Here is a 1,208-nt window from a genome sequence, read left to right as displayed (position 1 = left end):
TTCCTGGACAAGGTGCTGGCCGGCGCTAATTTCCCCTTCGTCTGCGCCAATCTGATCCGCGGCACCGAGCTGGCCGCGAACCCGCGCGACGACAAACTCTACCTCAAGCCCTATGTCATCCTCGACAAGAAGATCAAGGACGGTTCGGGCGCCGAACTGCCGATCAGGATCGGCATCATCGGCTTCGTGCCGCCGCAGATCATGGTCTGGGATCTCAAGAACCTCGAAGGCAGCGTCAAGACGCGTGACATCGTCGAGGCGGCCAAGGCCTGGGTGCCGCAGATGAAGGAAGAGGGCGCCGACATCGTCATCGCGCTCTCGCATTCCGGCATCGACGTGAAGCAGGGCGACATGATGGAGAACGCTTCGTTCTTTGTCGCCGGTGTCGATGGCATCGATGCGGTGTTCACCGGTCACCAGCATCTGGTGTTCCCCGGCAAGAAGGACTTCCAGTCGCTTGAAGGTGTCGACACGCAGAAAGGCACGCTGCAGGGCAAACCCGCCGTCATGGGTGGATTCTGGGGCTCGCATATGGGGCTGATCGACCTGATGCTGGAACGCGACGGGTCGAAATGGAAGGTCGTTTCAGCCACTTCCGAGGCGCGGCCGATCTTCGAGCGCGTCGACAACAAGAACAAGCCGACTGTCCCCGACGACAAGCGCATCATCGCGGCACTCGAGCAGGACCACCAGGCGACACTGGCGTATGTGCGGCGTCCCGTCGGCAAGACCTCCGCGCCGCTCTATTCCTATTTCGCGCTGGTCGCCGACGATCCGTCGGTGCAGGTCGTTAGCCAGGCGCAGACCTGGTACCTCAGGGACATTCTCAAGAACACGCAATGGAAGGATGTGCCGCTGCTGTCGGCGGCCGCTCCGTTCAAGGCCGGCGGGCGCAACGGCGCCGACTATTATACCGACGTGCCGGCAGGCGATATCGCTATCAAGAACGTTGCCGACCTCTACCTCTATCCCAACACCGTGCGTGCGGTCGAAATCACCGGTGCGCAGGTCAAGGAATGGCTGGAAATGTCGGCCGGCATCTTCAACCGGATCGAGCCAGGGAAGGCCGATCAGGCCCTGATCAACACCGACTTCCCATCCTACAATTTCGACGTCATCGACGGCGTCACCTACAGGATAGATCTGTCGCAGCCGCCGAAATACGATGCCAAGGGCGGGCTGGCGAACGCCGGCGCCAACCGTATCGT

The 1,208-nt window shown here is 61.4% G+C and carries 1 protein-coding gene; it reads left to right on the top strand.

Going from position 1 to position 1,208, the window contains the following annotated elements:
• Positions 1-1,208, top strand: a 1,208-nt coding sequence (locus EN935_RS36715; RefSeq protein ID WP_127374274.1) for a bifunctional 2',3'-cyclic-nucleotide 2'-phosphodiesterase/3'-nucleotidase, incomplete at both ends; no start/stop codon positions are given.

Origin of the sequence: Mesorhizobium sp. M7D.F.Ca.US.004.03.1.1 (assembly GCF_003998635.1) — a bacterium.
Lineage (GTDB): Bacteria > Pseudomonadota > Alphaproteobacteria > Rhizobiales > Rhizobiaceae > Mesorhizobium > Mesorhizobium loti.
This window is presented reverse-complemented; position numbering and strand designations above follow the sequence as displayed.